This is a genomic window from Solidesulfovibrio sp. (assembly GCF_029978005.1).
GTDB lineage: Bacteria > Desulfobacterota > Desulfovibrionia > Desulfovibrionales > Desulfovibrionaceae > Solidesulfovibrio.
Map to the genome: position 1 here is coordinate 50,647 of NZ_JARKOZ010000044.1, position 26,258 is coordinate 76,904.

Annotated in this window: 16 protein-coding genes; 11 read left to right on the forward strand and 5 right to left on the reverse strand. The window is 64.5% G+C overall.

The window, feature by feature from the left end; all coding sequences use genetic code 11:
* Window positions 1–6 precede the first annotated feature (6 nt).
* The 9 genes from Q1K70_RS04445 (at window position 7) to Q1K70_RS04485 (ending at window position 14,578) form a co-directional block, all read left to right on the forward strand.
* Entirely contained in the window at window positions 7–522 is a 516-nt protein-coding gene (locus Q1K70_RS04445) for a thioredoxin domain-containing protein (protein WP_300156261.1), read from the forward strand.
* 25 nt (window positions 523–547) lie between these two features.
* Entirely contained in the window at window positions 548–2,281 is a 1,734-nt protein-coding gene (locus Q1K70_RS04450) for a GspE/PulE family protein (protein ID WP_300156263.1), read from the forward strand.
* Window positions 2,282–2,294: 13 nt separating this feature from the next.
* The gene (locus Q1K70_RS04455) at window positions 2,295–3,182 is read left to right on the forward strand and encodes a type II secretion system F family protein (protein ID WP_300156265.1); all 888 of its coding nucleotides are present in this window, start codon (window positions 2,295–2,297) and stop codon (window positions 3,180–3,182) included.
* Between the two features lie 36 nt (window positions 3,183–3,218).
* Complete coding sequence (locus Q1K70_RS04460) at window positions 3,219–4,631, forward strand: FHA domain-containing protein (protein WP_300156267.1); 1,413 nt, start codon at window positions 3,219–3,221, stop codon at window positions 4,629–4,631.
* Entirely contained in the window at window positions 4,628–5,554 is a 927-nt protein-coding gene (locus tag Q1K70_RS04465) for an FHA domain-containing protein (RefSeq protein WP_300156269.1), read from the forward strand. Before Q1K70_RS04460 ends, Q1K70_RS04465 begins: the two co-directional genes overlap by 4 nt.
* A complete protein-coding gene (locus tag Q1K70_RS04470) occupies window positions 5,551–7,029 on the forward strand; it encodes an FHA domain-containing protein (protein ID WP_300156271.1) in 1,479 nt (492 codons plus the stop codon). Before Q1K70_RS04465 ends, Q1K70_RS04470 begins: the two co-directional genes overlap by 4 nt.
* A complete protein-coding gene (locus tag Q1K70_RS04475; protein ID WP_300156273.1) occupies window positions 7,026–7,802 on the forward strand; it encodes a protein phosphatase 2C domain-containing protein in 777 nt (258 codons plus the stop codon). Before Q1K70_RS04470 ends, Q1K70_RS04475 begins: the two co-directional genes overlap by 4 nt.
* A 921-nt stretch (window positions 7,803–8,723) precedes the next feature.
* Window positions 8,724–12,950: a chemotaxis protein CheB gene (locus Q1K70_RS04480; RefSeq protein ID WP_300156275.1), complete on the forward strand. Its 4,227-nt coding sequence runs from the start codon at window positions 8,724–8,726 to the stop codon at window positions 12,948–12,950.
* Between the two features lie 548 nt (window positions 12,951–13,498).
* Entirely contained in the window at window positions 13,499–14,578 is a 1,080-nt protein-coding gene (locus tag Q1K70_RS04485; protein ID WP_300156277.1) for an ATP-binding protein, read from the forward strand.
* 181 nt (window positions 14,579–14,759) lie between these two features.
* Here Q1K70_RS04485 and Q1K70_RS04490 read toward each other — a convergent pair whose 3' ends face one another.
* From Q1K70_RS04490 to Q1K70_RS04505, 4 genes are all read right to left on the reverse strand, one after another.
* Window positions 14,760–15,830 carry an AI-2E family transporter gene (locus tag Q1K70_RS04490; protein ID WP_300156279.1) on the reverse strand — a complete coding sequence of 357 codons (1,071 nt, stop codon included), beginning with the start codon at window positions 15,828–15,830 and terminating at the stop codon, window positions 14,760–14,762.
* A 93-nt stretch (window positions 15,831–15,923) separates the two neighbouring features.
* Window positions 15,924–16,286, reverse strand: coding sequence for a hypothetical protein (locus Q1K70_RS04495; RefSeq protein WP_300156281.1), 363 nt, complete (start codon window positions 16,284–16,286; stop codon window positions 15,924–15,926).
* The gene (locus tag Q1K70_RS04500; RefSeq protein WP_300156283.1) at window positions 16,253–18,382 is read right to left on the reverse strand and encodes a hypothetical protein; all 2,130 of its coding nucleotides are present in this window, start codon (window positions 18,380–18,382) and stop codon (window positions 16,253–16,255) included. Before Q1K70_RS04500 ends, Q1K70_RS04495 begins: the two co-directional genes overlap by 34 nt.
* 231 nt (window positions 18,383–18,613) lie before the next feature.
* The gene (locus Q1K70_RS04505; protein WP_300156285.1) at window positions 18,614–20,140 is read right to left on the reverse strand and encodes a B12-binding domain-containing radical SAM protein; all 1,527 of its coding nucleotides are present in this window, start codon (window positions 20,138–20,140) and stop codon (window positions 18,614–18,616) included.
* A gap of 586 nt (window positions 20,141–20,726) precedes the next feature.
* Between Q1K70_RS04505 and Q1K70_RS04510 the strand changes: the two genes are divergently transcribed.
* Window positions 20,727–23,603 (forward strand): CheR family methyltransferase, encoded by a 2,877-nt coding sequence (locus Q1K70_RS04510; protein WP_300156287.1) that lies wholly within the window; start codon window positions 20,727–20,729, stop codon window positions 23,601–23,603.
* Window positions 23,604–23,646: 43 nt separating this feature from the next.
* Window positions 23,647–25,689, forward strand: coding sequence for a PAS domain-containing hybrid sensor histidine kinase/response regulator (locus Q1K70_RS04515; RefSeq protein WP_300156289.1), 2,043 nt, complete (start codon window positions 23,647–23,649; stop codon window positions 25,687–25,689).
* A 119-nt stretch (window positions 25,690–25,808) separates the two neighbouring features.
* On the opposite strand, the gene Q1K70_RS04520 is transcribed toward Q1K70_RS04515, so the two are convergent.
* Window positions 25,809–26,084 (reverse strand): PEP-CTERM sorting domain-containing protein, encoded by a 276-nt coding sequence (locus Q1K70_RS04520; protein ID WP_300156291.1) that lies wholly within the window; start codon window positions 26,082–26,084, stop codon window positions 25,809–25,811.
* Window positions 26,085–26,258 lie beyond the last annotated feature (174 nt).

A 26,258-nucleotide genomic window follows, 5' to 3' on the forward strand; every position in this document is an offset into this window, starting at 1 on the left:
TATCTCATGCCGCGCCCCGCGAAACCGAACCTTGTCGGCCTGCTCGCCGTCTGCGCCGTCTGCCTGCTGTGCGCCTGCGCCCGCAAGGCCCCGCCGCCGCCGGACATCGTGCAGGTGACCGCCGAGAACTATACCGAGGAAGTGCTGCGCGAACCCGGACCGACCCTGCTGCTCTTCCATAACCCCCAGGCGGCCCAATCCCAGGAAATGTACAAGCTCCTCGGCTGGTTGGCCCAGACCTACAAGGGACAGCTCAAATTCTGCGCCTTCGCCTGGGACACCAGCGCCGACCCCGCGCCGTACCGCCTGGAGATGCTGCCCACCCTGGTCCTGTTCCGCAACGGCTGGGAGATCGACCGCATGCGGGGCATCCCCGCCACGATGGAAGAGCGCAGGGGACTCCCCGACGACCTCGAATTGTGGCTGCTGCGCACCGGGCTCGACCGTGCGTACGATCCGCGCTTCCAGGCCCAGTTCAGCTACCGCTTCGACAACGGCAACACGTTGCAGGTCGGCAACTAGTCCGGCCGCAGGGAATGTGACCGGCATGGCCGACCCCGAAATCCGAAGACGGCTCGACGAGCGCCTCAGGCAGGCCTTCGCCCAGCGCGGCCTGCCGCCGGACGCCCTCGACGCCGGCCCGGACGCGCCCGAGGGGACGCTTCTCAGCGACCATCTGCTGGCCCAGGGCAGGATCACGCCCCAGGCCGTCAACGACGTCCTGCGCGAGGTCTTCGGCGTGGAGGCCATCGACCCGTCCATGGTGGCGGTGGACCCCGAATTCGCCCGGGCGGCCCGGACCCTGTTCCCCCGCGACGCGGCCGTGGCTTTTGCCGCCGTGCCCTTGCGCTTCGAGCGCGGGCAGGCCCACGTGGTCATGGCCATCCCCGACGACGTGGCGGGCCTGGCGGGCGTCGAGCACCTGCTCGGCGCCCGCGTCAGGCCTTACGTCTGCCACGGCCCTGGGCTGGCCCGGGCCATCGAGGCCCTGTACCGCGACCCGCCAAGCCCCGAGGAGACGCCCTCGGCGGACATGGAGGAGCAGGCGGCGCGCGCGGCCAAGGCCGTGGCGCGCATCGCCGCCGACCACGTCCGCCTGCGCGATCCGGCCGAGGACCCGGAGGTGACGGCGCTCGTGCGCGCGGTCATGGACGCCCTGGCCGGGACGGGCGGCGGCGGGTCGGCCTCGGACATCCACCTGGAGCCGGGAAGCGGCTCCTGGCGCATCCGGGCCCGGCGCGACGGCCTGCTCCAGGACGCCCTGCGCCTGCCGCCGCTTTTGGGCGCGGCCCTGGCCAGGCGGTTCATGCTGCTTTCGGGCATGGACCCGGACCGGGCCGAGCTGCCCCAGGACGGGGCCATCGACTTCACCCTGGCCGCGACCCGGCCCATGGACATGCGCGTGTCGGCCCTGCCGGCGCTGCATGGCCAGAAAATCGTGCTGCGGCTTTTGGACAAGGGCAAGAAGAGCCTGACCCTGGCCGACCTGGACATGGACGCGGCCGAGGAAGGGCGCGTGCGCGCCACCCTGAACGCCCCCAACGGCCTGCTGCTGGTCACGGGGCCCACGGGTTCGGGCAAGACCACCAGCCTCTACGCCTTTCTCGACCGCCTCAACCGGCCCGAGGTCAACATCCTCACGGCCGAGGACCCTGTGGAATACAAGCTCGACGGCGCGACCCAGACGCCGTGCTCCTCCGAGGAGGGCCTGACCTTCGCCAAGGCCCTGCGCGCCTTTCTGCGCCAGGACCCCGACATCATCATGGTCGGCGAGATCCGCGACGCCGAAACCGCCGATTTCGCCGTCAAGGCGGCGCTGACCGGCCACCTGGTCCTGTCCACCCTGCACACCAACGACGCGCCCGGGGCGGTGAGCCGGCTGCTCAACATGGGCGTGCCCGGGCACCAGCTGGCGGCATGCCGGGTCACGGTCATGGCCCAGCGCCTGGTGCGCCGCCTGTGTCCGCAGTGCCGCCGGGAGACGCCCGCGCCGCGCGGATTTCCGGAGATCGACGTCCTGCCGGCCGGGACCGTCTTCTACGAGGCCGCCGGCTGCCCGGCCTGCCACGGCACCGGCTACAGCGGCCGGCTCGGCGTCTACGAGGTGTTCGCCATGACCGGAGACATGGAGCGGCTGGTCCTCGGCGGGGCCAGTGCCACGGAACTGCGCCGCGCGGCCGAGGCCGCCGGCATGGGGAGCCTTCGCGCCTCGGCCCTGTCCCGGCTGGCCCGGGGCCAGACCACGGCGGCGGAAGTGTTGCGGGTCACGGTGGAAGCCTGAAGAGGGGAAACGTATGGACGTCTTTTTGCTCAAGGATATCGGGCTGCTGCTTTTCACCGTCGGCATCGGCGGCGCGGTCTGGGGACTGCTGCCGCGCGGGAGCGGCAAGATCGCTAAACGGGAGGGCGCGGCCGACCGCGTGGACGCCCTGCTCGGCGAAAGCGCCGGCCTGGCCGCCCTGCTGCGCCCGGGCTACGCCTTTCTCGAACCCCTGGCCGCCCGCCTGACGCCGCCCGCCTACAAGGCGCGCCTGGCCCGCTACCTGACCACGGCCGGCATCGACCGCATCCTCGCGCCGGAGGCCTTCGTATCCTTCCAGGCGGCCATGCTCGTCATCTTCTGCCTGCTCGGCCTGGCCCTGCAGGCCAAGGCCTCCACGGTCCTGCTCTTCGGGGCCATGGGCCTGCTCTACCCGTACTGGTGGCTCTACGACAAAAAGACCCTGCGCCAGAAAAACATCACCCGCTCCATGCCCGACGTGGTGGACATGCTGGCCCTGTCCACCGCGGCCGGCCTCGACTTCCAGGCCGGCATCAAGCGCATCCGCGACCTGGCCTCGGGCCGCGACCCCTTCGTGGCCGAGCTGGCCCTGGTCCACCACAACGTGACGCTCGGCATGTCCATGGAGGACGCGCTCACCCTCATGGCCGCCCGGGTGGACACCCCGGAGATGCATTCGTTTGCCTCCATCCTGGTCCAGGCCCAGAAAATGGGCTCGTCCATCGCCGACATCCTCAAGGACCAGGCGGCGCGCATGCGCCAGGACCGGTTCCTGGCCGCCGAGCGGGCCGGGGCCGTGGCCGCCCAGAAGCTCCTTCTGCCCATGGTGCTCTTTTTGTTCCCCATCATCTTCGGCGTGGTCTTCGGCCCCTTCGTGCTGAAATTCCTCTACAACCGCTGACCCGGTTCCCCAGGGAACCGGCTTGGGCCCAAGGCGATGATCGTCACTCTTCGCATCGAACGCGACGGCGCGGTTCTTGAGACCCTGACCCTCGGCCCGGGCGAGCACGGCATCGGCCGCGCCCCGGACAACGCCGCGGTCCTGGCCGACGGGGCCGTGTCCTCCCGCCACGCCCTGCTGCGCGTGCGCGAGGCCGACGCGGAGCTCGTGGACCAGGGAAGCCTCAACGGCACGTTCGTGGACGGCGAGAAGGTCGCCAGGACGACCTTCACCCGCGCCGCGACGGCCGACATCTGCGGCTTCCGCCTGGTCTTCTCGGCCAAGGCCGCCCCGAGGACGCGCCCGGAGCGGCGAGGGAAAGCCGGCTTCGGCACGCGCGCGGGCATCCTGCTGGCCACGGCCGTCCTGGCCCTGGGCGTCGCTCTGGCGGTCTGGCTCCCGGCCCAGCACGCCCTCGACGCCTTCGCCAGGACCGAGGCCCTGCAACGTGGGGCGCTTCTGGCGCGGTTTCTGGCCGAGCAGAACGTCGTGCCCCTGGGGGCCAAGCTCCTCGATCAGTTGCGCACCGCCTCCGTGGCCGCCGAGGAGGGCGTGCTCCAGGCCGTCGTGACCGACCCCTACGGCAAGGTGCTGGCCCCGGCCCAGGACATGGGCAAGGTTCTGGGAGAGCCGCAGGTCGGCAAGGCGCTCAAGGAGGCCGGGCCGAGCATCTGGACCGGACCCGAGGGGAACCTCTTTCTGGCCTGCCCCATCCGCGACGGCCATACCCAGCTCGGTCTGGCCCTCGTCGCCTACAGGCCCGAGTCGGCGCTTGCGCCCCCGGACCGGGCCGGCGGGGCGGCGGCGGGACTGCTGGCGGCGGTGCTCCTGTGGGCGGCGGCGGCCTGGCTCCTCCTGCGCCTGGCCCTCGGGCCCGTAAGGATCATGGCCGAGGATGTCGGCGTGGCCCTCAAATCCGGGAACCACGAATTGGCCGTCGTGCCCGCCTCCCGGGAAATGGCCGATCTTAAGCACGCCGTGGAGCGGCTTCTGGTCCTTTCTCCGACGGGCGCGGCGGAGCGGGACGGCCCGCCCCGGGCGTCCGTCGCCCCCTCCGGCCCGGCGTCGTCCGCTGCAGTCGATCCGGAGTCCCCGACCGGAGCGTCGGCGGCCGGCGAGGCCGGTAGCGGGACCGACGGCGGGACCTGGTGCCAGCTCGATCTGGCCAATTACCGCTTGACCGACTGGAGTCCGGCGTTCGCGGAGCATCTCCGTTCCCGGGACCTGGTCCCTCCCGTGCATCTCCTGGCCGCCATGGCCGATGCGGCCGTGCTCGCGGCCGTGGCCGGGGCCGTGGACGATCCGGCCGAGGACGCCTCGCGTCCCGTCGAGAATCGTGCCCTGACGGCGCGCAAGGAGCCGGGCCCCACGCCCGGCACCGTCCGCATCCGTCTTACGGAGGCCCCATGACTTCTTGCCGGGAAGACCTGACCATCATCCGGCCCCTGGCCGCCTTGACCCTCACCGTGCGCGATCCGTCGGGCCGGGTGCGCCAGCTGCCCCTTGCCCAGGGTGAGCTGACCGTCGGGCGCGACACGTCCTGCGGCCTGCCGCTGGAGCCCGACGACGCCAGCGCTTCCCGTCGCCACGCCAGCATCGTCGTGGACGGCCCGACCGTGACCGTCACGGACACCGGCAGCACCAACGGCCTGTACGTCAACGGCGTCCGAGTGGAGCGGGCGGTGCTCGCGCCGGGCGACGAGTTGCGCCTGGGGCGCACGGTGTGCGTCATCGCCTCGGCTGCGTCGCCCGAAGCCCCTCCGGGAAACGCGGGCCCGGCGCGGGATGGCGTCGCGTCCCCGTCCCGCGGCCGGTCCAGGCGGCGGCTTTTTCTGCTCGTCGGCGTCCTGGCGGGGCTGCTCGTCCTGCTCGGGCTGCTCGTTTATTCCAAGTCCGAGGCTCCGCGCCCCGTCGTCTCCGCGTCTGCCCCGGCGCAACCGTCGCCCTCGCCGGCAACCGCGCCCGAACCCGAAGCCGAAGCCGCCGCCCCCACGCCCGAGGCGGTGGACAAGGCCGACGACCTCGCGCGGCAGGCCATGTTCTTCTACAACAACAAGCAGCTGGCCCTGGCCATCGACGCATGGGAGAAGGCCATGGCCCTCGATCCCCGCAACGCCCAGACCGCCAAATGGCTGGTCCGGGCCGAAAGCGAACGCGACCAACTCCTGGACAAGCATTACCGGGACGGCATCACCGCCATGAAGTACGCTCGCGTCGACGAGGCCAAGGCGTCCTTCCGGTTCGTGATGGAGCTTTGTCGCGGCCAGTCCGCCGACGAGCGCTGCCAGGACGCCGCCAGGCAACTGGGGCAGCTGGAGGGAAGGACGCCATGATGGAATCGTCGGCCACGCAGCACGGTCAGGCCGCTGGCCAGGCCCGGACGGACCGCACGGAATTCCGCCCCCGGCCGGCTTTTTCCGGCAAGGGGCCAAACGCCGTGGAGGTTGTGGAAGGCCCGGGCCAGGGCGCGATCCACCGGTTCGAGTCCCGCCTGCTCGTCGGCCGGGCCTCCCGGTGCGACCTCGTCATCGACGATCCCACCGTCTCCCGCGAGCATCTCCGCCTGGAAGGCCGGGGCGGCCGATGGCAGGCCGTCAGCCGCAATCCGAAAAACCCCGCCCTGAAAAAGGGCATCCCTTTCCAGGCCGGGGCCCTGGTCACGGGAGACATTTTGACCGTTGGGCCGGCCCGGCTGCGTTTCGTGCTCGCGAAGCCCAAGGGCGGGCTCGCCTTGCCGCCGGGGTTGGCGCGCCTGCTTGGCCGGAAGCGGTTCCTCATCGGCGCGGGCCTCGGGGTTTTCGTCTTGCTGCTGGCCTCGTTCTTCCTGTCCCGGCCGGCCAAGTCGCCCCAGGAGGCCGTGGTCGCGGGCGAACGGGACAAGCTGCAGGCCATGCAGGACTCGGAATACATGCGCAAGGTCTCGACCCTGCTCATCCAGGCCCGCCGGCTCCACGACGAGGGCCGCGACGGCGAAGCCCTGGCCCGGCTCGACTCCCTGCTGGCCATCGACGCCGAAAACGGCGAAGCCCTGCGCCTGAGGGCCGAGATACAGGCCGGTCAGGAAAGACGCGCCGCCGAGGACAAGAGCCGCCGCGAACAGGCGGCCCAGGCCCTGGAAAGGGCCAGACCCCACTTGCAAAAGGCCGAGCGCCTTCTGGCCGCCGGCGATGCGGCGGCGGCGCGGGCGGCGGCGCAAAGCGCCCTGGCCGAGGCTCCGGATGCGGTCGAAGTGCGGCAGTTCCTGGACAAGATCGACGCCCGGGAGGCCTCGGACCAGCGTCAGGCCGCGCAAAAGGCCAAGGAGGTCGCTTCCAGGCGCCAGGAATTGACCGGCCTCTATGCCGAGGCCGCGGCGGCGCTCGAAGACGACGACCTGTACAAGGCCATGCTCCTCTACCGCCGCCTGGGCGAGGAGGAAGGCGAGCCCGCCCGCACGGCGGCGCGCAAAAAGGCCGCCGAAATCCAGGATGCGCTGGTCAAGCGGATCATGCCCGACTTCTCCGCCGGCCAGAAGCTCTACAACCAGAAGAAGTACGCCGAAGCCTACGCGTTGTGGGTCAAGGTGCTCGAAGTCTATCCCGAGGCCAAGGAAACCAAGGCCAAGGTGGCCGAACTGACGCCCATGCTCGAGGCCGAGGCCAAACGGCTCTACGAGGAGGGGCTCGTCTACGAGGGACTCGGCGACCGGGCCATGGCCAAGGCGCGCTGGCGCGCGGTCCTGGAAACCATGCCGCGAAAGGACGACGTCTTTTATCGCCGGGCGGCGGACAAGCTCGGGACGGCTCCAGAGGAAAAGGAGCGGCCATGAGGATCGAGGCCGCCGGAGCCACGGATCGCGGCAGCGTCCGGGACAATAACGAGGACGCCTTCTGGGTCGATGCCGCCCAGGGGCTCTTTCTCGTGGCGGACGGCATGGGCGGGCTGGCCGCCGGGGAAGTGGCCAGCCAATTGGCGGTGACCACCGTGGCCCGGCTGCTGACCTCGCCGTCGCCTTTCGACACCCGGGAGTACGCCCCGCCGGGAACCCCGGCCTGGCTTCCCGCCTCGCGGCGGCTCGAGCGCGCCGTGGGCGAGGCCAACAGGGCCGTGCACGACGCCTCCCGGGCCCGCTTCGGCGCATCCGGAGCCTCGGGCATGGGCAGTACCCTGGTCGGGCTGTACCGCGTCGAGGACGGCTTCGTCATGGCCAATGTGGGCGACAGCCGGCTGTACCGTTTCCACGCCGGAGCGCTGGCCCAGTGCAGCGAGGACCATTCCCTGGTCATGGCGCAGGTGCGGCAGGGAGTGCTGTCCCCTGAGGAGGCCGCGCGCAGTCCCGAGCGCCACGTCATCTACCGGGCCCTGGGCATGTCTTCGGAGGTGGAGGCGGACATCCTCCCCGTGGCCTGCGCGCCAGGCGACAGTTTCCTGTTGTGTTCCGACGGGCTCACGGATGCGGTCAGTCCCGACGCCCTGGCGGCGCTCCTTGGGCGGGACGGCGCGGACGGACCGGAACGGACCTGCGGCCGGCTCATTCGGGCCGCCCTGGACCGGCAGGCCCGGGACAACGTGACCGTGGTCCTGGTGCGCGTCTTGGCCTAGCCGTTGTTCCCATGTCCGGCGCTTGGACATGAGGGCGTGCCCTTTCCAGACAGGGGGCCGGATACGCGAAACGGGGTGGTTTTTTTCAACCGCCTCGTTTATTTTTATGTTCGTCAGGCGTTGGGCAAAGCCGTCCAAAAGAAAACGGGGTTGGGCCTTGTCGGTCTGACCCCTTGAAGTTTTGGTGCACATGGCAGGATTCGAAGCTGCGACCTGTGGATTCGCGGTCTCGTAACAGGCCAAGATATAGCAGCATGTCAGAGCGACATGTCGTGACGTTTCGCTCGGGACGCTTCTCGTGCTTGCTCTCGTTTTCCCCCGCCTTTTCGCCTCGATTCGCCTCCCGAGGGAGCAAGATTGGAGCAAGTGGAGCAGGGAAAGGCTCGCTTGCTCGCCGCCTTCGGGCGACGTTGCGTTCGTGAATTCCTTTAGCCCATCGATGCTCCTGGGATGGGAGAGACGAGGGCTTGCGACGGATGGCGCGACAAGGTGCGCCTTCCGGGAGGCAGGCGCGCTTATCGGTAAGCCTTTTCCGACGGTTTCTGTCCGCGACACGCCGGCCTTGCGTCGGATGCGGCAGGTGAGCGGCAAGTCGCGTAGCGTGGGGAACGGAGGAATGAATGTGTCGTTCCTTTCTCGCGTCAGGGGGGAAATGCTCGCTGCGGAGGCTTTTAGTATACGTGTCTCCGTATACAATCCTCGATTTCTGCTTTGATAGACAGGCCGATGGCGATGTCGTGAATCGTTTTGCGCCAGCATGCAATAGTAATGCATCATTCTCGTTGAAGAGGAGAAGGCCTTCCCATTCGCCGGCTCCGCTTCCAATTCGCCTCGACAAAGCGCAGGTGCTGGCTTTATCTATAGGAGACGCGAACAATTTTACATGATTCCCGCAGGCAGATCGAGCACGGAGATGGCTTCATGACAAAGAAAACAGATCCTGCCTCGACCGACGAGGCGGGAATGGACTTGGCCCCGAGGACGGGAGGGAATTTCCCCATCGTGGGCATCGGCGCATCGGCCGAGGGATTGGCGGCTTTTGGAGCCTTTTTTTCCGGCATGCCTGCCGAGCCTGACCCGGGGATGGCTTTTGTCGTGGTGCAGCATTTGGCCCCGGACCACAAAAGTCTGCTGACCGAACTCATCCGCCGCTATACCCGCATGCAGGTCTTCGAGGTCGAAGACGGGATGGAGGTGCGCCCCAACTGCGCCTATATCATTCCGCCCAATCGCGACATGGCCTTTCTGGGCGGCAGGCTCCAGCTCATGGAACCAGCCTCCCCGCGGGGCCAACGCCTGCCCATCGACTTCTTCTTTCGCTCCCTGGCCCAGGGGCTGCGCGAGCGGGCCATCGGCATCGTTCTCTCGGGCAGCGGCAGCGACGGCGCCCAGGGCGTTCGGGCCATCAAGGGCGAGGGGGGCATGGTCATTGCCCAGACTCCCGCCACGACCGAGTACGACGGCATGCCGCGAAGCGCCCTGGCCACCGGCCTCGTGGACTACGAGTTGCCGCCGGCAGAAATGCCCGCCCAGATCAGCGCCTATGTGGCCCATGCCTTTGGCAAGCCCCTGCAGACGGTGTCCGCGCCAACGCATACGACCGAAAACGCGCTGCGGAAAATATGCATTCTGCTGCGCGCCCAAACGGGGCACGATTTTTCCCAATACAAACCGAGCACCATTCATCGCCGCATCGAAAGGCGCATGGCCGTGCATCAAATCGCCGTGCTGGATGCCTATATTGGGTATTTGCAGCAGAACCCGGCAGAGCTGGAAGCGCTTTTTCGTGACCTGCTCATCGGCGTGACCAGCTTCTTCCGCGATCCCGAGGCGTTCAAGGCCATTGAAACGCAGGTCGTTCCGAAGCTCTTTGACGGCAAGCCCGTTGGTTCGCTGGTCCGCGTCTGGTCAGCGGGCTGCTCCACCGGAGAAGAAGCCTATTCCATCGCCATCCTCCTGCAGGAGCATCTGGAAGCGACGCAGCAACGGTTCGCGGTGCAGGTTTTTGCCACCGACATCGACAGCCAGGCGATCGCCACGGCCCGAAGCGGACGGTATCCGGCCAGCATCGCCGCCGATGTCTCGCCGGAACGGCTGGCCCGCTTTTTTGCCGCCGAGGCCGACGGCAGTGCTTATCGGATCCACCAAAGCATCCGCGACATGCTGGTTTTTTCCGAGCAGGACGTGATCAAGAATCCTCCTTTTTCCAGACTCGACTGCATCCTCTGCCGCAATCTCCTCATCTACATGGGAGGGGAACTGCAAAAAAAACTCATTCCCCTGTTCCATTACGCATTGGCTCCCGGCGGTTTCCTCTGTTTGGGGACTTCGGAAACGGTGGGGGATTTTGGGGACCTTTTTAGCGTTCTGGATCGCAAGTTGAAGTTGTATCGGCGCAAGGACGACCTGCATGGCAGACAACTCCTGGCCGTGGGCCGGTTTCTTCCCCCCCTGCTGGCCCTGGACGCATCGCTCCCGCGGCCCGTCGCCAAGGAGGCCGATCCCGCCAAACTGCCCTTGCGTGAACTGACCGAACAGGCTCTGTTGCGACAGATCGGCCTGTCGGGCGCGCTGGTCAACGACCGCGGCGACATCCTCTACCTTCATGGGCGCACGGGCCGATACCTGGAGCCCGCGCCGGGGGAAGCCGGCGTCAACAACATCCTCAAAATGGCCCGGGAAGGGTTGCGTCGGGAATTGAGCACGGCCCTGCACAAGGCCCGATCATCCCGGGAGACCGTACGCAGCCGGGCGCTTCGTGTGAAAACCAATGGCGACTTCACGTCGGTCGACCTGACGGTGTGCCCGGTGACGACAGGCCAGGGCGAGGTTCTTGACGTGCCCCTTTATCTGGTCATCCTGGAGGGGTCGCCGCATTTGGACCATGAGCAGGCGCGACAGTCCGTGTTGCCGGACTCTGGCGAGAGGGCATGCGAATCGGTCAAGGCGAGCGATGCCGGTGTCGCGGCGCTCAGGCAGGAACTGCACGCCAAGGAAGAATATCTCCAGACCGCCATCGAGGAACTGGAAACCTCCAATGAGGAACTCAAATCCTCCAACGAGGAAATGCAGTCCATAAACGAAGAGCTGCAATCTTCGAATGAAGAGCTCGAGACGTCCAAAGAAGAATTGCAATATGTCAATAAGGAATTGGCCACAGTCAATGCAGAACTGCAAAAAAAGCTGATCGACCTGTCGAAGGCCAATAGCGACATAAGCAACCTGCTCGCCGGGACGGGCATCGCCACGATATTCTTGGATCGTCGATTGTGTATACTGCGTTTCACTCCGGCCGCCACCAGGATCATCAACATGATGCAGACCGATATCGGGCGGCCGGTTGGTCACATGGTTCCCAACATGGTGGGTTATTCAAGCCTGGTCGCCGACGTGCAGTCGGTGCTGGCGACACTGATCCCCAAAGAGTTCGACGTACAGACGGCGGAAGGGAGATGGTACACGATGCGGATCCTGCCCTACCGCACACTCGACAATGTGATCGAGGGGGCGGTGCTCACCTTTGTCGACATCACCGAGATGAAGAGGTCGCATGCGCTGTTGCAGGAGGCACATGACCAACTCCGTCTGGCGGGAATCGCCCGGGACTCGCAGGACGCCATTGCCGTATCGAACCTGGATGGGTATATACTGGCCTGGAATCCTTCGGCGCAGAGGCTTTTCGGCTGGGCCGAAGGCGATGCCTTGGCCATGAACATCAGGCACATGATTCCGGAGGATATCCAGGCGCAGGAAATGGAGAACATGCGGCGGGTGGCGGCGGGCGACATGCAGGCGGCCTATGAGACGCGGCGCCTGACCATGGACGGGCGGACTGCCCGTATGGCTCACGGCCAGCTTCCTGGTCGACGAGACCGGCCGCGTCTATGCCATGGCGGTCACGCAACGAATCGCCCGAGGGAGGCTCGGCACATGACGGACAAGCTGCGACGACAAGCCGAAGCGTTGGCTCGGGCAGACGGTTCGGCGAACGAGCGAACCTTTTCCTCCGAGGAGATGCGGCGGGCGCTGCACGAACTGCGCGTGCACCAGATCGAGCTGGAGATGCAAAACGAGGAGCTGCGCCGGGCCCAGACGGAACTGGACGCCGCTCGGGCCCGGTATTTCGATCTCTATGACCTCGCTCCGGTCGGGTACTGCACGGTGAGCGAGCAAGGGCTGGTCCTGGAGGCCAATCTCACCGTGGCAACGATGCTCGGCCTCGCCCGGGGAGAACTGGTCGGGAAGCTTTGGACCCGGTTTATTCACAAGGAGGATCAGGGCCTTTATTACCAGCGACGCAAAAAGCTCTTTGAGACCGCTGTGCCGGCCGCGTACGAGTTGCGCTTGCTGCACAAAGACAGGACCGAATTCTGGGCGCACTTTGCGGCCGTCATCGCCCAGGATGCCGAAGGCGCTCCCGTATGCCGCATCGTGGTGCATGACATCACGGAGCGCAAGCAGGAGGAGCGGTTTCGGGAGGATGTCGAACGCATCATTCAGCACGACATTAAAGGCCCCCTTATCAATCTTTTCAATTTGGCGCAGTTGGTCATGGAAGGGGCGCACGATGTCTCCCTGATGGAGGCGTTTCCGCAAATCATTCTTGGCATCCGGCAGGTGGTCCATCTCATCAATTCCGCCGAGCCCTTGCGGCAAATGGAGAAAGGAGAATACACACCCGCTAGCGAACCTGTCGAAATCTATCAGATTCTGGACACGGTGAAAGAATCCCTGGCGGTATTGTCCTCGCAGAACCATGTGGGCATCGCTCTCCAGGCCACGGCTTTGGATTGCTCGCCCGGGGAGCCATGGCTATGCGGGGAAGCTTTTCTGCTTGAAGACATGCTCATGAATCTGGTGAAAAATGCCGTGGAGGCCTCGCCCAAGGAAGGGCTCGTCACAATCTCCTGTCAAACGGAGCCGGGTGCGTTGCGCATCGCCATCCACAATGCCGGCGCGGTGCCGGAAGCCGTCCGGGGCAGGTTCTTCGAGAAGTATGTCACGGCCGGCAAGTTGTTCGGCACGGGCCTGGGGACCTACAGCGCCCAGCTCATCGCCAAGGCGCACGGCGGCCGCATCGAGTTCACCAGCTCCGAGGCCGAAGGAACCAGGGTGACCGTCGTGCTGCCCCGCCCCGGCATCCTGTAGCGCTCCCGCGGCCTGAACGCCGGCCAGACGCGGTCGGCGGTCCCAACCGCCAATCGGCCGGACGCCTTTGCGGCCGCAATGAAGGCCCAAGATGGCCCTCGCCGCCGGAAAGGCCATGGCCGCGTCTCCCGGGCGGCCCTTGCGACTCGTCCAGGGTTCGGTCCCTTTTTCGCCAATCCCGACGGTAGGGCCGCTCCAAAGCAGGGGCATGGGAAGTCGTTGGAATAGGATGTCTCGTCTTGTGGCCGAATTGAGACGGAATACTGCGCTGCAGTGCTTGGAGCCATGCCAAGGACAGGCGATGCCGAGGAGAGGACAAATCCATGACGTGCTCTCACCAAGAAATTTTGGCGTTATTTCATGATGTTCGAGGCGGAAAATCGAAAATATCCTGTGACAATCTTCAATCAAGCCTTATCGTGTCAAGAGGCACATAAACGTCAACTGCGCTCTTGTCGCCGCGATATTTTGACTAGGCGGCACATCGTCCCGTCGCAAGTGCGTAGCGGCAGTGTTTATGGGAAATGCCGCAATAAGGAGCTGATGTTTTGGACAATCAAATATTTGAGTCACCCGCCCCCGAAGTGTGCGCCAGCAAGATTTTCGAGGCCAGCGGGGCCAAATTCGATGCGGACGTTGCGCCCGATATTTGGCAAAAGATCATGCGACACAAGTGGATACTGTCCGAGCGGCTCAATCGGGATGTCGGTTTCAGGATCGCCTGCAACGACTTCCTCGAAAACATCGGAACGGACGAAGAACTCGCCACGCACAACCAGGAAAAGCTTCTGGTGCAGATGGGCGCGCACACCATCAGCCGGGACATATGGGACACCATCTCCGACACCCAGCCACCCAAGCAACTGATCCAAAAAAGGATTGTCCTGCCCCTGGTCGAAGGGGAGCTCTCCCGCAAGCACGGCGTCATCCCGCCGAAGACCATCATCTTTTTCGGCCCCCCCGGCACCGGCAAGACCCATTTCGTCAAGGCCATGGCCGGAAGGCTGGCCTGGTGGTTCATCGAAATCGCGCCCAGCATGCTCATGACCGACGGAGTGGACAAGATAGGAGCGCACCTTCGCGAAATAATGGAAAAAGTACGAGGCTTGAATGAGGTCGTCCTGTTTATCGACGAGTTCGAGGAATTCGCCGGCAGCCGGGACACGGCCAACCGGGTCGACAGGTCCATCACCAACGAGTTCCTCAAGCAGGTGCCGCTTATCAAAAGCCAGTCCAACAAGGTGTTGCTGGTGTGCGCGACCAATTACATCCGCCAACTCGACGTCGCCTTGCTGCGGCCCGGGCGCTTCGATTGCATCATTCCGGTGGGAACCCTGGATGACGACGGAAGAAGAACCATATTGGAATACTATTTGGAGAAGATGAACACCGGGATTGTCGATATGGACCGCATCGTGCCCTTGACGACGAAATTCACTCCGGCGGACATCGAATATCTCTTCCAGATCGTCGCCCAGCGCGCTTTTGAAAAGGAATGCGAGACCAGGGGTGACGTTCCGGTGACGACGGACATGATCGCCGAGGAAATTGCCTCGTTCAGGCCTTCCCTGACGGAAGCCATGGTCGAGGAGTTCAAGGAAGACGTCGCCACCTATTCGCGGATCTGATCCGTCGGCGACATCGCGGGCGGTCTCCCCGAATCCCGAACGGGAGGGGCCGCCCGGCGGTGAAAAGACGCGCTGGCCGCCGCCGGCAACCCCCCCCAGGCCCGGGCATCCTTCGGAAATCTTCCCGTCCCCTCGGTTTCACCATGGCAAGGCGCTCCTCCAGGAGAAGCGTCCCCGTGGGTTATGCTTCGGGCGACGCCGCGTCGTCCGTCTCGTTTTGGGCATCGAAGAAGATCTCGAGGAAGAGAAAGGAGATGCTCAGCGCCAAAGGCCCGTACAACAACCCGAGGGGGCCGAACATCAGCACCCCGCCGACGATGGAGACGAACACCCAGACCAGGGACATGCGCGCCGTGCCGCGCATGAAAAGCGGGCGCACGACGTTGTCGACCGAACTGACGGCCACGAGCCAGTACAGGGCAAGGAAAACCGCCATTTTGACCGAGTCCGTGGCGACAAGATAAACGAGGGCCGGAATCATGATCAGGCTGAGGCCTACAACGGGAATGAGCGAAGCGATGACGGCCACGGCCCCCCAGAGAACGGGGCTGATCCCCGCGATCCGAAGTCCGATGCCCGTGACGACCCCGATGGCCACGCTCGTGCCCAGGCCTCCGAGGAGCACGGCCTGGGACACGGCCTTGAATCGTGCGATGATCGCGTCTTCCTGAGCCCGCCGCAGCGGCGACGCCTTGCGCAGCAGTTCCGTGAGACGCTCCCCCTCGGCCAGAAGGTAAAACAGAAACATGACCAGCACGAGCAGTTGCAGCCCGATGTTGGCGATCCCTTTGCCGGCCGAGAGGAACCAAAGGCCGATGTCCCCTCCGGAAGACAACGCCCAGACCTCGATCTTGCGCAAATCGATGGACGAGGCGTCAAGATAGCTTTTGGCCCAGTCCGGCAGGGGGCGCGCCCGGACCCAGACGACGGCTTCGACGAGCCCGCCGGTCTTGAACCAGGCAATGGCCGTATGGATGAAGGTGACGGCCTCGCTGGTCAGCAGGGTCACCAAGCCCGCCAGGGGAAGGAGGACGAACAGGATCGTCAGAAGGGTCAACGTCGTTGCGGCGAGAAAGCGCCGCGTTCGTACGGGACGGGGCAGCCGCGCCCGCAAGGGGTGCATCAGGGTGGCCAGGACCAGGGCGAGGACCATGGCGTGCCGGAACGGCCACAGAAGCGTCGCCATGATGCTGATCGCCGCCACAAAAATGGCCAGGAGAAAAGGTCGGTAGAACCCCGGGAATTGCGCCATGCTTGTTGGCCAGCTGCGTTGATGTCTTGTACTGCCCAAGACGGTGTTCCTGTTCAGGGAAAAACACCTGAACCGCGAGGATCGCCTGGGCGGCTACTTCCCGATACGGAAATTGAAGTGCTCCGGGCCGATCATTCCGGCGCCCGTGCCCGAGAATCCGGCGGTGACAAACTCGAAGGTGCCCAGGCGGCCATCCTCGCACGTGACCGTGCCGCTGCCTTTTTGCTGTGAGGCATGAACGAAGTCACCCTTGCACATCACGCCCTTGTTTGTCGTGAGGGTCAAATTCCCGTCACCCCAAAAATGCACAGTCGCCTTGCCTGTGAATGTCTCGGTGCTGTTAAGCACCGCGCCATGGATGGGGAGAGTCATTGAATATGCGGGGGATGCAAAAACAAGAAAAACAACTGCGAAAGCAGCGATCACCCGGCAGCACAGCTTGAATGAGTCATACATAACAGCCTCTTGCTAGCCATTCCCAAAGAACCGTTTTTGCGGGACATCTCCATATGATTGCCCCCATGGCCTTTGGCTACTGTTGCTATATATTGCATATGTGAGGTCCTGTCCATCCTGTCGGGACAATTGAGACAGGGCCTGGATGCCTGGAACGGCGCTGCCGTCAGCGCAAGTCCACCGCGACGTGATGTTCCCGGCGGTCGTCCGCCAGGGGGATCAGGCCCCGGGCCCGTCCCGCGCCCGCCCCTGGGGATTCGGCGACCAGGACGCCGTCCAGCGTCACCTGGATTTCCTGTGTGGTCTTTTCGCCAAGACGCCGCCCCGGTGTACCAGGTCCAGCCGCCCCGGCCCGTGAGGTCCACGGCGTTGTAGCAGAATTCGGAAATGCCCCAGGGTACGCCGCGTTGCCGGCCGTATCCGATCTGGCGCGACACGGCGGCCTTGCAGGTCTGGTCGAGCAGGGTGGCCATGTTGCCCACAAGGGAGCGCGCCGCGTCCCGGGGCAGTTGCGTGTCGGTGTCCAGGGTGATGACGTAGCGGATCGAAGAGAGGATGGACGCATCGCCCGCGATCTCCGAAAACGTGGATACGGCCTTCCCGCGCAGCAAGGCGTTGAACTGCTCCAGCTTGCCGCGTTTGCGCTCGTGGCCCATCCAGGTCCGTTCGGAGGGATTCCACTCCCGGGGCCTGTGGAACAGGAAGAAGATGCACGGCCGGTCGTCCCGGTAGGTGGCGTTGAGCGCCTCGATCGCCGCCCTGGCCCGGGCGAGCAGGGCGGCGTCGCCCGGCAGTTCGCGCGCGGGCGCATCGGGAAAATCCGTCAGCAGGGCGAAGAACAGATTGGGGTCGCGGTTGCCGAGATAGCGGATCTCCAGGGCCCCGGCCAAGCTGTCGACGTCTTGGGCAGAGCCGAGCAGGGTGGGGACGACCGCCATGGTGCGGTGCTCGGCGGGGATGCCGCGCGAGAAATCCAGCCGGGGCAGGGTTCGCGGCGGCAGGACGAGGGTGGCCGCCAGATTGACCAGCGGCACGGCCAGGGCCGAACCGCCAAGCAGGCCTGTGATCGCCACAAGCCAGTACCGCCAGTCCCCGGGCGCGAACCCGCCGAAAACGGCCAGCGCGACCCCGGCCGTGACGACGGACAGGAGCAGGACGGGACCGAGGTACAGGAAAAGGCGGACCGTCCGGTTCGCCCGGCCGGCCCAGGCCGCAAGCGACAGGCGGCAATCGACCGACCGTTCCAGCAGGGGCCGTCCCTTGTCGAGCAGATAGTAGCCGACATGGGCGGCGCGGTCGTCGGCGTCCAGGCGTTGCGCCGCTGCGCGCGCCAGCGAAAGGACCTGCCGGGCTACCGCCAGCTCGCCTCGCGCGCTGCTTCGCGCCACATCCTCGACGACATGCCGGTACCGGTCGCGGGTGGCGAAATCCTGAAGGGCGTAAACACCGGCGGGATCGTCGCGCAAGGTCTGTTCGACGAGGCTCAAGGACTCGACGTAGTTTTTCCAGTCCATGGCCCCGATGAAACGCAGGCTGCCGATGCTGTTGGCGATGGAAAGCTGGTTGGTCGCGGCCGTGCGTCCGGCCGCCTCGGAAAGTTGGGTCGCGGTCACCCCTTGTTCGAGGAGTTTTTGGCCGATCCATGTCTGAATGAAGGCCATGGAGGCTCCCTGGGTATGGAGCCTGGCGTGGAATTCCTCCACGAAGGCCGCGGTCAGCGGCACATCGGCGTTGGCGAACTCGGCCAGCAGCAGGATAAGCTTCTTCGGTTCCTTTTCAGCCGTGACCTGCATGCGCTGCGCCCAGAAGATGGCCGTGTCGCGTTCCTCGCGGCGGTGCGCGATGCGCCCCCCCGGCGTGGTCGTGGCCGTGACGATGTCATAGGCCGCCCGCAAAACCCGGGCATTGTCCGCGAGCCGGGGCAGCAGCATGTCCGGCCCGGGCCGCGGCTCGAGGGCATGTTGGCCGGCCAGTTTGACGGCGTGGAGATTGAGCTGCTTGAGACTGTACAGTTCCGATCGCAGCAACTCGGTGTTCTGGTCGTTGCGCAAGGCGTGGCGCGCCAAAGTTTTCAATCCGAACTCTTTGAGGCTCATCGGCATTCCTTGATCGAGCCCGAGATCTTGCGCGCAGGTTTGGCTTTATTTCATCAGTCTGCTGCGATCTTAAGCCGGTTTTTCACCATGTTTGCGGGTCCGACCTCCGGTGCGCCCGCAACGAGGGCTCTCCCGAGGCCCGGCGCGCTGTCGCGACGCTGCCGTGCCGCCTTCTTTCCCGACTCGCCTCCTGCGCTTGGACCGTTGCGGCCTCGCCTCACCCCGGCCTGCTCATCCGGTCTGCGAGGGATCGCCCTCAGGGGCGTCGGCCCAGGCATCCATGGCCGACAGGGCCCGCTTGGCGACCAACTGGAAGTGCCGGCCGAGGATGGCCAGTTCCACGGCCACGGGCAGGGCCTTGCGCTTGGTCAGGGCCGTTTTGGCAAGCAACTTCCAATAGTCGAACCTGGCCCGGGACAGGATGCCGATGCGCCACAGACTGTTGAGGAAAGCCCGGAAGTCGCTTCGGGCCAGCCTACCCCGGGCCGTGGGCGTATAGTTCTTAAGGAAGGTATTGATGCGGGCATAATAGTATTCCGGGGAGTAGAGCGTGGCCAGGAGGCGTTTGTAGCCGTTGATCAGAGCCTCGCGGTTCATGGCCGGGATGAAGTTCAGGCTGGCGTCCGTGTTTTCGCCCGTGGCGTCGCCGAGAAGCCGGTTCTCGGCCTTCAGACGCCGCCAGAGCCGTGTCTGGGGCATGGCGGTGAGGATGCCGACCATGGCCGTGACCACGCCGATCTTCTGGATGAAGCGGATTTGCTGTTCGAAGATGCCCTCCGTGTCGCTGTCGAACCCGACGATGAATCCGCCCATGACCTGCAGGCCGTTTTGATGCAGGGTCTTGATCGCTTCCGGAAAATCCATGGACACGTTCTGTTTCTTGCCGCATTCCTCGAGGCTGTCCGTGGAAGGCGTTTCGATGCCGATGAAGACCTTGTGGAAATTGGCGTTGCTCATCATGCGCACCAGTTCGCCGTCCCGGGCCAGGTTGATGCTCGCCTCGGTCATGAACTTGAAGGGATAGCCGTGCCTGGTCTGCCAGTCGATGAGCCGGGGCAGGAACTGCTTCACCGAGGCGACGTTTCCGATGAAGTTGTCGTCCACGATAAAGACCGGGCCGCGCCAGCCGGCGTCGTGCAGGCTTTCCAGTTCGCGCAGCATCTGCTCGACGGGCTTCACCCTGGGACGACGGCCGTTCATGACCACGATGTCGCAGAATTCGCAATCGAACGGGCAGCCGCGCGAGTATTGCACGGACATGGTGACGTAGTCCCGAAAGTCGATCAGATCCCATTGCGGCAGGGGCGTGCGCGAGATGTCCGGCCTTTCGGAGGAGGCATATACGGGCTTTGGCGTTCCCCGGGCGAGATCGTCCAAAAAGGGCGGCAACGTGATTTCGGCTTCGTTGAGCACGAAATGGTCCACTCCCCGGAAACGCTCGGGCTGGGCGGTAAAGGCCGGGCCGCCGGCCACGATGCGTTTGCCCATGTTCCGGGCTCGGGCGATGACGTCCCTGGCTCCGGCCTCCTGCACGAGCATGGCGCTGATGAAAACCATGTCCGCCCAGGCCAGGTCCTCGTCCCGAAGGGGAGCGACGTTGACGTCGACGAGTCGCTTCTCCCACTGCGTCGGCAGCATGGCGGCAACCGTCAGCAGCCCCAGCGGCGGGAAGGCCGCTTTGCGGGAAATAAACGGCAAAATATGTTTGAAGCTCCAGAAAGTGTCTGGATAAACTGGATAAATGAGAAGAACCTTCATGATGCAAGCCCTCCGCTTCCTGCGGCATGGTGTCTTGGGTTTGGGATTGTTTTCAGCATAGCTCCGAAAAGAGCAAATGACTCTCATTTTTTCGACGGTCTTTTACAATTCTTTCCGTCTCGTTTTGGACTTCATAAAATCATTTCCGGCTGGAGTGAATACGGTTTCTCGGGCACGCGAGCCCGCACGCCTTGGCGACGGCCGCGCTGTAAACCTGGACCGCCCTGCGGACAGGATTGTTGCGGGATGGCATTGCCAGCCGCGCATCCCTTCGCCGCTGCGTATTTGCGTTACGAGGGGGCGAATTTCTTGTAATAGCTAGGAATCTGTTCTATCGTTAGGGAGTATGAGAAAGGATACCCGTATGGCCCCCGGCAACGAGCAAGACCAGCCCGCCCCCCTCCACGGAGACGCTGAAAAGGAACGAATTCCCAAGGCTCGCCCCACGTCCAGGGTTGTCACCGCAAGGCCCGATCCGCAAGAGCCTTCCCCCGACGATGCCCAGTGCCTGTCCGAGGACCAAGCCAAGCGAGGGAAGGAGGAGCAGGAGGCCGCCAGGGCATCGGGGCAAACGAGAGCCGTCCCGGTGGTGGGCATCGGCGCCTCGGCCGGCGGCCTGGCCGCGTTGACCAGTTTCCTCAAGAATCTGCCAGCCAGGACCGGCATCGCCTTCATCCTGGCCCAGCACCGCTCGCCCCTGGCCAAAGACGACATCCTCATCCCGCTCCTCAAGTCCCACGCCGCCGTGAACGTGGTGAAAATCCACGACGGCATGCGCATCGAGCCGGACCGGCTGCTCGTGCCCCCTGCCGGGCGTCTCATGGGCGTTTTCAACGGCCGTATCCAACTCTTCAAGGAGGAGCCGAGCCAGCGCGAGCGGCTGCCCATCGATTTCTTCTTCCGCAGCCTGGCCGAGGACCTCAAGGAACAGGCCGGCGCGGTGGTGCTCTCCGGCGCGGACACGGACGGCACCTTGGGGGCCAAGGCGGTCAAGGGACTGGGCGGACTGGTCATCGTCCAGGACCCGGCCAATGCCGAATTCAACGTCATGCCCGCCAGCGCCGCCCAAGCCGGGGTGGCGGATTTCATCCTGCCGCCGGAAAAGATGCCCGCCCAGATCATTCAATACATGAAACGGGCCGCCACGACTTCCCGAAGGGGCGCCGCCCAGGGCGAGGAGACGCCCCAGAGCGACCTGGAAAAGGTCCTCCTTATCCTGCGCACGAACACCGGCAACGACTTCTCGCCCTACAAACACAAAACCGTGAACCGCCGGATCAAACGGCGCATGGACCTCCAGCAGATTCGCCGACTCCCGGATTATGCCAAGTTCCTCAAGGAGAATCCCAAGGAAGTCCAGGAGCTGTTTCGCGACCTGCTCATCGGGGTCAGCACTTTTTTCCGGGATGCCGAGGCGTTCCAGGCCTTCAAGCAGGAACTGGTCAACTACATCAGAGCTCAGCCTGCGGTGAAAAAGCTTTTGCGCTTCTGGGTCCCGGGCTGCTCCAGCGGCGAGGAGGCCTATTCCCTGGCAATGCTGGCCAAGGAGGCCCTCCTGGAAACCGGGCGGGAATTCGCCATCCAAATCTACGCCACGGACCTTGACGGCCACAGCATCGAGGGCGCCCGACAGGGAACCTATCCCCTGAACATCGCCTCGGACGTGCCCGAGGAACGGCTGTCGCGTTTTTTTTCCAGGACTGACGCGGGCTACAAGATCCGTTCGGAAATCCGGGAGATGATCGTCTTCTCGGTGCAAAACGTCCTGCAGGACCCGCCCTTTTCACGGCTCGACGTGATCTGTTGCCGCAACCTTCTCATCTATCTGAAGATGCCCGCCCAGAAACGGGTGCTGGCCTTGTTCCACTACGCCCTGGTGGAAGGCGGCCTCCTGTTTTTGGGCACTTCGGAGAGTTTGGGCAACTTGACGGACTTGTTTCACGAGCAGGACAAAAAGTGGCGCATTTACCTGCGCAAGGTCTCCCACGTGTCTCACGGCCTGTATTCCCGGTCCACCCCATTCGCCTTCTCCCGGGCCGATACGGCCGATCAGGCCGGCAACGACGTCGAGCCCGGCCAGGCGCCCGCCCCGAACCCCAGGATCATCGCCGAGCGCTTCATTCTGGAGAAGTGCACTCCGGCCGCCGTCTTGGCCACCCAATCCGGCGAGATCCTCTACATCCACGGAAGGACCGGCAAATACCTGGAACTGGCCCCGGGAAAGCCCGCCGCCAACATCTTCACCATGGCCAGGGAGGGCATCAAGGCCGACCTGACCGCAGCCGTGGGCCTGGCCGCCTCTACGAAAAAGGACGTGTCGCTGCGCCACCTGGCCGTCAAGATCGACGGCGGAATCCAGCACGCCCAGCTGACCGTCCACTTCGTGACCACCGCGCCCAATGGCCAGAGTCTGCTTTTGGTCTCCTTCGCCGATGTGGACAAGCCCAGGTGCAGGAAAAAGGCCGAGCTGACCGAGGGGGGCGGACAAAAGAGCCGATACGTCCAGGAATTGGAATTGGAACTCCAGGCCATGCGGGAGAACCTCCGGACCGTGTCCGAGGAGTACGCCACCACCACCGAGGAGCTCAAATCCATGAACGAGGAGCTGCAAAGCTCCAACGAAGAATTGCAAAGCACCAACGAGGAGGTGGAGACGGCCAAGGAAGAAATGCAATCCATAAATGAGGAGCAGGTCACCCTCAATTCGGAACTGCAAAGCAAGATCGACGAGCTCTCCCATGTCAACAACGACATGTCCAATCTGCTCTCGGGTACGGACATCGCCACCCTGTTCCTGGACGCGGACCTCAACATCAAGCGTTTCACTCCGGCCACCCAGCGGATTTTAAACCTCATCCACTCCGATGTGGGCCGGCCGGTGAGCCACATCGCCACCAACCTCAACTACGTGTCCATGGTGGATGACGCCCGGCAGGTGCTGGAAACCCTGCGTTCCAAGGAGTTCGAAGTCTGGGCCAAGGACGGGGCCTGGTACCAGATGCGCATCCTGCCCTACCGTACGGTGGACAATGTCATCGAAGGCCTGGTTTTGACCTTCAACGACATCACCAAGCTCAAAATGACCGAAAAGCGGGGCGCGCAGGCCCTGGGCCTGCTCGGCGGCATCATGAACGTCATGCAAACCCCGCTTCTCGTCCTGGACGGGATACTGCGCGTGACCATGGCCAACCATGCCTATTGCATGGGGTTTCAGACCACGCCGCGAGAAATCGTCGGCCAGTTTCTTTTTGAAGTGGGAAACGGCATATGGGATGTCCCGGACCTGCGCGAGGCGCTGAAAAATGCCCGGCAGGGGCGGCCCGTGACGGAGAACGTCGTCGTGGAGCACGATGTGGCGGGATTCGGCACAGGGGCGTTGCGGGTCGATGTGCGTCTGATTGCGGTCGAGGGCGAGGAGAGCGCCAATATCCTGCTTACGTTTGCCAAGGAAGGTTCCGGGTAGCAATTCTCAACGCAACCTTTGGTCTTGAAGGTTTACTGGCATTATGGCGACGCGCGACATTCTGCTGGCAGGGGCTCCGGCTTTGCTCCTGGAGATGGAGGACCGGCTCAAGGACCTGGGCTACACCGTGGCCGCAACAGCCGCCACGGCCGAGGAGGCGGCACGCCTCGCCGGGCAGCTGCACCCGCAGGTCGTGCTCCTGGGGGGCGGCAGTCTCGGCGTCGCCGATCCCTCGGCGGCCTGCCGGACCATCCGGGCGGCCTCGGCCGCGACCATCGTCCTGGTGGTCCAGGCCATGGAAGCCTCCGCCATGGATCTTGCCCTCGATTCCGGGGCCTCGGCGGTGCTGGTGAACCCTTTTTGGGACGACCAACTCCGCGCTCACCTCGAGACGGCCCAGCGGGTCGGCCAGGCCGATGATGTCCGGTGCCTGCGCCATAATCTCGACGTGCACAAGATCGAGCTGGAGCAGCAGAACCAGGAGCTGCGGGAGGCCCGGGACCACATGGAGATCCTGCGCGACAAGTATGTCCAGCTCTATGATTTCGCCCCGGTAGGCTATATGACGACGACCCGGCATGGACTCGTGTCCGACGCCAACCTCACGGTTTGCGCCATGTTGGGCTCACAGCGATCCCGCATAGTCGGAAGCCCCTTTTTCCCGTTTCTGGCAAAGGACTCCCAGCCGATCTGGTACTCCCACCTTGCCAAGGTCTTCAAAAGCGGCGGCCGACAGGAATGCGAGCTGACCCTCCGCTCCGTTGAACCCCATACTGACCTGCAAGCCGTGAGCACGGACCAGCCCGGGCCCGGAGGCGAAACCACCTGCCTGACGGTCCTGGTGGACATCAGCCAACGCAATCGGGATCGGGAGGACCTGATGCGGGCCAAGCTGGATGCCGAGGCGGCCAGCCGGGCCAAAAGCGATTTTTTGGCCAATATGAGCCACGAACTGCGCACCCCCCTGGCCGGCATGCTCGGCATGATCGATCTGGTCCGCCGGGAAGGCGGCCTTGGCAAAAGCGCCGCGGAGTATCTGCTCCTGGCCAGTGAATCCGGTCGACAGCTCCTCGCCATCATCAACGACATCCTCGATCTGACCCGAATCGAAACAGGACGGCTGGTGCTCTTGCCCGCCCCCTTCGCGGTTCGCCCGGCCCTGGAAGCGACGTTGGCACTGTTCGCCTCCAGTGCGAAGTCCAAGGGCCTCGCCGTTTCCATGGACGTCTCCCCCGCGGTTCCGGAACATTTGGTCGGCGATCAGACCCGGCTCGGGCAGGTGCTCACCAACCTGGTGGGCAATGCCGTGAAGTTCACCGATCAAGGCTCTATCACGGTCCGGGTGGCGGTCATGGAAGCCCCCGGCCAGGCTGACTCGGCCGGGGTGATGCTCCAGTTCGCCGTGGAGGACACGGGCATCGGCATTGCCCCGGACAAGCAGGAAGCCATCTTCGAGAGTTTCGTCCAGGTCGATGGCAGCTTCTCCCGGCACTATGGCGGCATGGGGCTGGGGCTCGCCATATCCAAACGGCTGGTGGAGTTCATGGGCGGGCGCCTCTGGCTGGAGAGTCGGCCGGGCGCCGGGAGCTCCTTTTTCTTCACGGCTTCCTTCCATGCGGTCGAAGCTGCCGAGCCGGCCGAAAAGGCCCCGGCAAGGCCGACGGAACATCCCTCGGACTCCCTTCGGATCCTGGTGGCCGAGGACGATCCCATCAACCGGTTGTATCTTCGAGTGTCCCTGGAAGACCTGGGCCATGTCGTGGGGGAGGCGGCCAACGGCAAGGAGGTCCTCGAGAAGCTGGCTCATGGCGCTTTCGATCTGGTGTTCATGGACGTGCAGATGCCGCAACTGGACGGGGAGGAGGCCACAAAGATCATCCGGCAAACGCCGCCCCCCGGGGTGTCCTCGACGATTCCCATCGTGGCCCTGACCGCCCACGCCCTGGTCGGCGACCAGGAACGGTTCCTCAAGGCCGGCATGGATAAATACCTCGCCAAACCCGTGTCCTTGAACAAGCTGGTGAAGGTGCTCGCCTGGGCCATGGAAAATCGGCTCGATGGAAACAAGACCCGACAACCGGGTTGATCTTGCCTTCCAGGCGGCGGACATCGGCTCAAGCAGCACCCTGCAGTGTCGTGCGGCGAAAAAAAAAGCGCGCGCAGGATCGATATCGATCCTGCGCGCGAAAAGTCTGGGCTGGGCGGTTAAGCGCGCATACGCTTTCTGTAAGCCACCATTCCGAGCAGACCGGAGCCGAGGAGCAGCATGGTCGCCGGTTCGGGGGTCGCGCCAGGATCGCAACCGCCGCCGCCACCACCACCGCCACCGCCGCCACCACCGCCGTGACCCCAGCCGTCGCCGCCGTGACCCAATGACTGCGTGGCGTTGAGGTCGAGGCTGTCGGCCGCAGAAGAAACCAGCGCGGTGCTGGCGACAAGAGCAAAGGCAAGAAGCAGTCCGAGAATACTGTTGCGTAACATTGTGTCTTCCTCCATCGATTAAGTTGTTGCGATGAACTCCTCAGCACTGACAGTGTATTAGCATGTTGCGTGCCATGCCGTAACATAAAGAAACGTCAGGATATTTTATTGAATTGTCGGGACTTGGCCTGTGGAGTTGTAAAGAACGCCAACATTGCGGCTGAAAACTTTGTC